Here is a 7559-nt window from a genome sequence, read left to right as displayed (position 1 = left end):
TGGCCTCCAAAGCCACCTTCGCCTTGAACTCTGCCGAATAGCGTTTCCGTTTGGTCATTTCTGTGCGTTCTTCCTCAGGCGCTACAGCTTAGCACTTGGTCCGAAATCCCGCGACCACCTCTCTACAATGACGACAGACCACACAGCGCCATCGGATATAACGTCCCGAGCGCATTGCACTTTCCCGGTGACGCAACCAGCCCGTCATCGTGAGCAAGGTCCGAAACTCCAGCTTCGGGTGGTCCAGAGTTGGTAGGCACAGCAAAACCGCAACGCACCCAAAGACCCCTAGTCAAGCTACCCCCTCCCAACGACCTCAGGTACATGCATTAAAGCGCGCTAATTTTGCGCCGCTCTGTGGCCAGATCTTACTCTGCCGTTGACAGACGCCAAAAGGTATGCGACTGGAAATCACGTGCCCGAAGGTTTTTAGATCGCTGATTGGAGAAATATAAAGCACTTGAAAAGAAAGTCGCTTTATTCAATAATAACTAGGCCTTAATCTGAATTATTATTGATATGATAGTTGACTGATTTCCCTTCGCTTCAGTCTGACCACACCCACGATTATAGAAGAGCACACCCAAAATCGAGCGAACGAGACTTCTCCAGTTCGAAAGCTCCTAACCGTGGTATTTCTCGGATCCTTTCGAGCTGGCGATTGCAAATTAAACAAGAAAGACTTCGTGATGGAGCGCTTACTGATCGCAAATGCACACGATCCAAAATAATAAGCGATGAAACTTCTTAACTTACTCACACGCCTGCTATGCACTGCAATCTCTATGTTATCAGGAGTACTTGGTTATTCTTGGGCCGTTAAAAACGCCCCTTCCGAAACCGAGTTTTTTGTGCAAGCTGGTTTGCTTTCACTCATTATCCAAACTTTACTTATTTCAATCGCCTCCAATCATAAGAGCCGCCTTCTGAACGGTTGGAAAGTTGGTCAGATTCATTTACGTTCGTCAATCAGTATAGCCATTTCTGCATCTTGCACAGTTATTTTTGCAATACTTACATTCATCATCTGGTACACAACCAGCGAACAAAAACTGTTTTTCTTCGTTACCCTGTTTCTCCTCGCTTTCACTCTTCAGCTATTGAGCTTTACCGCCAGCAGTCAGCAACAAGTTGTTGATCTTGCGCGGTTCTGGAGGTTTCAACTCATCGGAGCAGTGACAAGGCTGGCTGCAGTAATAGTACTCGTTGTCGGATTCAACCTGTCGTTTTTAGGTGTTCTTATTTCTAATGCTTTTGCCGCGGCAACGATTGCTCTGCTATATAGGAACCTCCGTTTTAATCTGACTGATTTAATACGCGATCTGCGTCTGGCAATTACTTATAATAGATCACTGCTTCGACTGGACGGTATCCTTCGCGCTTTCAGGTTGAGCTATGAGCAACAGCTTATGATGGCATTCATTGTAGTGTCAGACTTCGCATTCTTGCATGAGAACAACAAAAGCGAAGCCGCATATACCTCGACTGGGTTTCTAAATGCTGAGGCAACAGCGCTCCGTCAGGTCTTTGCCTCTAGCGAACGCGAGAACTTTCTTGGCGAAAAGTCCTCAGGTAGGTTCGCTATCATTAGTATCATCTGCCAGATTGTAGCCCTTCTTCTCTGGAACTTTGAATCTTTCACCGAGCAGCATCTTCTTATTTTGCCGGACCTTGAAAACGGGGGGACGCGCACTATTCTACGAGCTCTGGCCGTATATGTTGCACTTTACCCACTGACGCTCGGATTTGCATTTGCCGACTACTTACCAACTTCCCAGGTTAGGCTTCTAGCGTTTTCCCTTGCAATAAGTACATCAATTCTGCTTTGTCTCGCAGCGGCTTTTCAATCATTGTGGACTGGAGAACAGCTTTCTAAAGAAGTATGGCCGCTTTGGGCCGCAGCCCCAGGATTTACGATTGGACTTTCGTTTAGCTATCTGCGGTGGCGTAAGAAAATGCAAACTAAAAGCGCGTAGCAGAAAATTGGCAACAAGAGCGGCTTCATGATATCTCTAATTGGCATCCGAATGTTCCTATGGTCGTCCATCGCGATATTTGGACTCATTCCAATAGTAGTTGTCTACAGCGGTTTTGCGGGTATCATTTTTTCACGGGATGAACTAAACATAGCCACGCCCCTTATCAATGGAGTGGTTATTTATTCTGCAATCTCAATAGCTTCTTGGGCTTTCCGAGAAAGACAAAGAGGTCTTATTGTTAGACAATTTCGCTTTCCTAATGCAAACTTCGTGGCATTTCTTTTGCTTTTGTGGTGTATGATTGATTTAGCGGGCGGTGGCCTGAGTTATCGCCAAGACGACGTATCCACTGGCATCGCGAACCGCAGCGGGCTCTTGCGCATTGCGATCATTTCAAACGGCGCTGCGATAGTTGGAGCAACTTATATTTTCCTGGCACGGCAACACGCCAAAGCAACGAAACGAATTCTTATCGACGTTTCCGTCTTTACTTTTCTGGGAGTCTTGGCTGCCTCGGGCTCTAGAGGGTTAGTTTTATCGACGTTAATATCCATTTTTCTGGGAAACTTATTGAAGAATCGCGCCGAAAATGGGCCTTCAGCACGTGTCACCTACTCAAATTTCCTTGCGATCGCTATGCGCAAATTCGCGAATCTCGGAAAGACAATGATTTTAGCTGGTATGGCACTAGCACTGATCGCGATATGGGGGGCCCAACGAGATAACTATGAAAGCACTTCTTTCTCTTTTCTTTTTCGCCTATCTGAACCCTACTGGCATTTTAGCTATTCAGCATGGCAAACTAGGGGGGCAGACCCGTCGCTGTTCACCGACGCCCTTCAAAGAATTGGCTCGATCCCGATGCGGTGGTTTGGGGTTCAGTTCGAAGGCAGCGTTGACGGTGCAGAGTATTTTCTAGATAGATACCTCGGGATCGACTACAAAGAAGGTGTTTCTCTACCCTTGACGCTGTTAGGGCACGGGCTTCTGGCTGGTGGCTATATTGGCGTATTCTTAAATTTCTTCATTGTCGCGGCATTTGCAACCGCACTGAATCGCTATCTACTGCGAATTCTGCATTTCTCACCAAGTACTATTATTGCACTGCTCGCCTATCAATTGAGCAAAGCCGTTACGATTTACCCCAAGACCCTCTCCGGTGCGTTCTTGTATCTTGGATACGAGTTGTTTCGTGATATAATTATAATTTTTACAATCGCTACGATCATAAGGTTAATTGGCCGTGCCACAAACAAAAAACCTTACCAATCTGCCTGAAATTCTGCCCAATCTCGCTCTCTTAACCGTTCACGGAGAGGGACGAGGGGGCGGAGAGAGTGTCGCGCGACTGATCGAAACTGCCTATGTCGAACGAGGTGTCACCCTTGTGGTAACTACCGCTCGAGAAGCGAAGAAGGCGTTGCTCGAGTTGAAGGAGCATCTGCTTTGCAGCAACGGAACCGTCAAGAGAACCAGTGCACTAGTGCTTTTTAGCTCGGGCCCTCGAGACTTGCCCTTAATATTGTTTGCTATACGGCACAGGATCCCATTCGCCGTCTATATGCAGGTACCCTACACTTTGGCCGTCACTTGGCGCGACCCCATTCATGCAATTGCGGTCATGGTTTACGTCAAGGTGTCCTCATTAGCGTCCCAAATAAGGATTGCTAATTCAGAGACCACTGCCCGTAGCTTTTCCCGTCCAGCGGAAATAGTTTTGCCGATTATAGATTTACCTGAGAAATCTCTCCCTGAAGACTCTCCTATGCAAAATTCACTGTGCCACGACAAGAATATGGTTTTTGTAACGGCCTGCCGGCTCTATCCCGAACGGGGCCGTGGGTCCAAAGATCTGGACGCACTGGAGCAGCTTTTGACAGAATGTCGGGCCCTCAATGCTCAAGGCGGCATCCAATATTCCGTGCAGCATTATGGCGATGTAGACCCTCAAATCTGCGTCCGTTTCGCAAAGTACAAGGATGTACTTTCCTTTGGCGGCTTCAATTCAAATTGGCTTCGTGACGAGAATGGCCCATTTTTCTTTTTTTCAGTTTATGAGGGCTTCGGCCTTTCAGCATATGAAGCCGCCCAAGCGGGAAAACCTGTTTTTGTAAATTCAGCTTTTCCCTCAGACTTAACTTCACTGTTCTCTAACATACATTTCGTCCATACTGGCTCGCACAGTTACTCGATACTAAAGCAGATGCTGAATGCGCTTTCTACTTATAACTGACCTATTAGATCCTGAGCGTGGGTCTGAATTTCAAATTGCTTTGAAGGCTATTTCGGCGATCGCGCGTCAGCCTAGCGCCACAATCGACTTGTGGACCCTAGAACGGCTCGATAACCGTCAATCAATTATCAAGTGGCTTGTGGACAAAGGACTTGCAAATCGGGTTAAACTGAACTTCGTCTCGATGATTTTTGCCAAAAGTAATGGAGATCACCCAACACGATTGCATTTTCTCGCCGACCTGTTGCGACTATATAGTGCGGCCTTACGCACGAATGACGCACAGACAGTGATTTGGAAATCTGGTCAGGTTAACGCTTTATTTTACCTGCCATTCTTGTTTGTACAAAAGAAAATCATCCTAGGTGCGATTTCTGGACTAGAATATCCACCTTTGAGGGCAATTGCGCGCTACGGCCCCCGATCACTTTTAGTAAAATACAGCCTTTACGCCATTTTAATACTTTTGGAGCGAGCGGTCTTTCATTTTGCAATTCGCTTGCGGCGCCAGCCGCTCACCCTGCTCTTTGCCACCCAAACTGACCGTAGTGTTTTCGCACGGACCATTGCAATGCGCCCTCATCTCATACGTGATGCTCTTTACAGTGAAGTTGATCTCGAAGGTATTCTCGCTTCAGTCCCACATCCCAACGCCCAGAAACCCCACAAAGAAACCACATGCCTGCTTTGGTCCGGTGCCTTGAATCAGAGAAAGAACCCCACAGCTGCGCTTCGAGTTTTAGCCAAAGCAGTACAACTCGGGCCCAAGACCGAAGCTCTCATGGTGGGAAAAGGACCTCTTGAAAATCGGTTAATTGAGGAAATAAAGTCTGTCTCCAGCCCGCAATTGACACATTTGCAAGGACTGACACGTTTAGATTTTTTGACAAAGTTGAGCCAGTTTGATGCTGTACTTGTTACCAGTTGGCGGGAGGCAAATTCCGTTTTCATTTTCGAGGCACTCGCAGCGGGCTGTCCTGTTGTCGCAAGCAACATTTCAGGGATGCGTGACAGCGTGGCTAAAACAGGAACTGTACTAGAATTCGATCAGCTCGCGGAGCCTGACCACGCGGCAAGAATATTGTTGGCCGCCGCCCAACGCAACAACCGCAGAGAAATTCGTGGCTATGTCGAAGCATTACACAGCGCCGAGATGACAACAATCGAGAAGGTACTCTTACACACATGAAGCCATCTGTACTTTCCTTATTGCGGACCTCCTCGGGGCTGGATGAATACCCTCTTTTCAGAGCCTTGGTTTCGAGTGATCTAGATGTGGTGAATTTTGATGACCGGCTTTACTGTTGGCACGAAGTTCCGACGAAGTCACACCGTTTAGCCCGCCGATGGAACCGCCGTGCTCTGGCAACAGCGCTTGACGAGCGGCTAATATACTATTTAGAAAAAACACGACCGACACATTTTTTGATCTTCAAGTCGCCATCGCTGTCGCGGAAAGTTGTATTGGCGGCAAAATCTGTTGGCGCAAAGACAGTGGGAATATACCCTGATCTCGATCCTGCTGTATACGGCGCTGAGTATGTTGATGCCCTGTCCGAAATTGATCTGTTCTTTCATACTAAACCAAACCTATCAGATTATTTCCGAGATAGCATAAACAAATATTCTCAAGCCATTGGGCCATTTTATGATCCAGCTCTGGTAGCGCCAATAGCGCAAGCAGATCCAGAAATCGGCGTGAGCTTTATCGGCCACCACTCACCGGGTAAGGAACAAAGTATCGCTGAGTTTGCGTCACTCTATTCCGGTAGGGTTTCAATCTACGGTGATCGGTGGTCGGCAAATATGTTCCGCAATGCCAAGGCAGACATCGTTATACATCCCGCTCTTTATGGCAGAGCAGTCAATGATGTTTACCAGCGTTCAACCTGTGTACTAGGATTGTTGATGGAAGCAGTCGGAGCTCACGGAACTGGTGACGAAATAACATCACGCACAATACTTGTTCCTTCTTATGGCGGTCTGTTATTACACAAGAAAACCCCAACAGCAGCCGCTATCTTTGGCGATCATGACGATCTTATGTACGAGAACGCCGAGGATCTTGCTGAAAAAGTCAAACGTTTGGAGAGTGATCCCAATCGACGAACGAACCTTGCCTCGATCCAACAGGCTCTGGCGCTATTAGCCGGAACAGATGCACAATCCTTCATCAAGAAAACAATTCTGTCATGAAAATTGCAATTATCTCATCAACCTTTCCAACCGAAAAGCCAGGCGGAGTACCCACATATGTTGACGGCCGAGCCACCTTTCTTTCACGAAAAGTAGACGTGCGAGTCTACGCATTAGGTCAGGTGGATTCCGGAGATAGCTCTGCGCAATACAAACAGGTTAGCTTGGGGCCTTCAAAAAATTTCAAGAAGAACTTTCTATTCACCTGGATGCGTCTCTTGAGAGAAATCCGGAGTTGGCGTCCTGACGTGATTGAAATTCATAATATACCTGTGGGCCTACCTATTTTTGCGCTGTTCCCACTCTTCGGCATGACGCAACCCACCTATTTTTTTCATGGCCCCGCTCGACTTGAGGCCAAGATCGAAGGTGCGAGCCGCATAAGGTATACTCTCAGGTATTATCTAGAGCACTTTTGTTTGCGCCGAAGTCGCGTCAACTATTGCGTTTCGCAGGCTTTCCGCAATGTTCTGCTTGAGGAACACTCCTTTCTTGTTCGCCGATCTAGAAAAGTCGCGATCCGTTACCCCAGGATCAAATTACCACATGAATTGGACACTCCAACAGCCCAAACGCCCGAGAGTGAGCGGCTTAGCTATATTTGCGTTCGCAGACTTGTAGAGCGGACTGGCACGGCCCAATTGTTAGATGCCTTCCTTGCCGCTAAGGCCTCCAAAAGTCTGCCAAGTGGTGCTGTACTCAGAATTGTAGGCGATGGTCCACAGCGACCTATACTTGAAGAAAAAATCAAGAACAAAGATCTATCAGATTCTGTGGAGCTATTGGGACACGTTTCGCAAGAAGAGCGAGACAGGTTATTCGCGACTTCCAACTTCAATGTAGTGCCTACCATAGGCTTGGAAGGTTTCGGGCTCGTAGTTGTAGAAGCCGCTTTCTGGGGCTGCCCCTCAATCGTAACAGATGTGAACGCATTACCCGAGGTAATTTCCAAACTTGACGGAATAGGCGTGGTCGTGCCGCCAACTCAAGCAGGATTGCAAGCCGCGCTTAAAGACACCAAACCTTTGCCAATTGAACAACGTCACCACCTCGCAGAACTCGCACGGCGCAAGTTCGGAGTTTCTTGAGCTAATGGGATAAACTGTGACCTAGCATGGCATTTGTCGACCGTCAGGGTCAATAGGACAGTT

General features: G+C 47.6%; 6 protein-coding genes. All 6 read left to right on the top strand.

Translation table 11 applies throughout. From position 1 onward, the window contains the following. Nucleotides 1-737: 737 nt before the first annotated feature. Genes CLV74_RS19710 through CLV74_RS19695 form a run of 6 tightly spaced genes read left to right on the top strand, consistent with a single transcriptional unit; the run spans nucleotide 738 to nucleotide 7496 of the window. Entirely contained in the window at nucleotides 738-1976 is a 1239-nt protein-coding gene (locus CLV74_RS19710) for a hypothetical protein (RefSeq protein ID WP_106268254.1), read from the top strand. A gap of 27 nt (nucleotides 1977-2003) precedes the next feature. Beyond that, a complete protein-coding gene (locus CLV74_RS19705) occupies nucleotides 2004-3257 on the top strand; it encodes a hypothetical protein (RefSeq protein ID WP_106268251.1) in 1254 nt (417 codons plus the stop codon). Next, nucleotides 3217-4212, top strand: a complete 996-nt coding sequence (locus CLV74_RS22630) for a glycosyltransferase family protein (RefSeq protein ID WP_146134990.1) — start codon at nucleotides 3217-3219, stop codon at nucleotides 4210-4212. The genes CLV74_RS19705 and CLV74_RS22630 overlap by 41 nt, the downstream gene beginning before the upstream one ends. Beyond that, nucleotides 4190-5401 carry a glycosyltransferase gene (locus tag CLV74_RS19700; protein ID WP_106268248.1) on the top strand — a complete coding sequence of 404 codons (1212 nt, stop codon included), beginning with the start codon at nucleotides 4190-4192 and terminating at the stop codon, nucleotides 5399-5401. Before CLV74_RS22630 ends, CLV74_RS19700 begins: the two co-directional genes overlap by 23 nt. Beyond that, nucleotides 5398-6408, top strand: coding sequence for a glycosyltransferase family protein (locus CLV74_RS22625; protein ID WP_146134989.1), 1011 nt, complete (start codon nucleotides 5398-5400; stop codon nucleotides 6406-6408). The genes CLV74_RS19700 and CLV74_RS22625 overlap by 4 nt, the downstream gene beginning before the upstream one ends. Continuing rightward, entirely contained in the window at nucleotides 6405-7496 is a 1092-nt protein-coding gene (locus CLV74_RS19695; RefSeq protein ID WP_106268246.1) for a glycosyltransferase family 4 protein, read from the top strand. Before CLV74_RS22625 ends, CLV74_RS19695 begins: the two co-directional genes overlap by 4 nt. Nucleotides 7497-7559 lie beyond the last annotated feature (63 nt).

The sequence above is a fragment of the Donghicola tyrosinivorans genome (assembly GCF_003003355.1).
Taxonomy (GTDB): domain Bacteria; phylum Pseudomonadota; class Alphaproteobacteria; order Rhodobacterales; family Rhodobacteraceae; genus Donghicola; species Donghicola tyrosinivorans.
The sequence above is the reverse complement of the archived record's forward strand: the minus strand, read 5'-3'. Positions and strand labels throughout refer to the sequence as shown.

Excerpts from the sequence above, each read along its gene's own strand:
- CLV74_RS19710 (WP_106268254.1), top strand. The coding sequence starts at position 738 with ATGAAACTTCTTAACTTACTCACACGCCTGCTATGCACTGCAATCTCT.
- CLV74_RS19705 (WP_106268251.1), top strand. The coding sequence starts at position 2,004 with ATGATATCTCTAATTGGCATCCGAATGTTCCTATGGTCGTCCATCGCG.
- CLV74_RS19700 (WP_106268248.1), top strand. The coding sequence starts at position 4,190 with ATGCGCTTTCTACTTATAACTGACCTATTAGATCCTGAGCGTGGGTCT.
- CLV74_RS22625 (WP_146134989.1), top strand. The coding sequence starts at position 5,398 with ATGAAGCCATCTGTACTTTCCTTATTGCGGACCTCCTCGGGGCTGGAT.
- CLV74_RS19695 (WP_106268246.1), top strand. The coding sequence starts at position 6,405 with ATGAAAATTGCAATTATCTCATCAACCTTTCCAACCGAAAAGCCAGGC.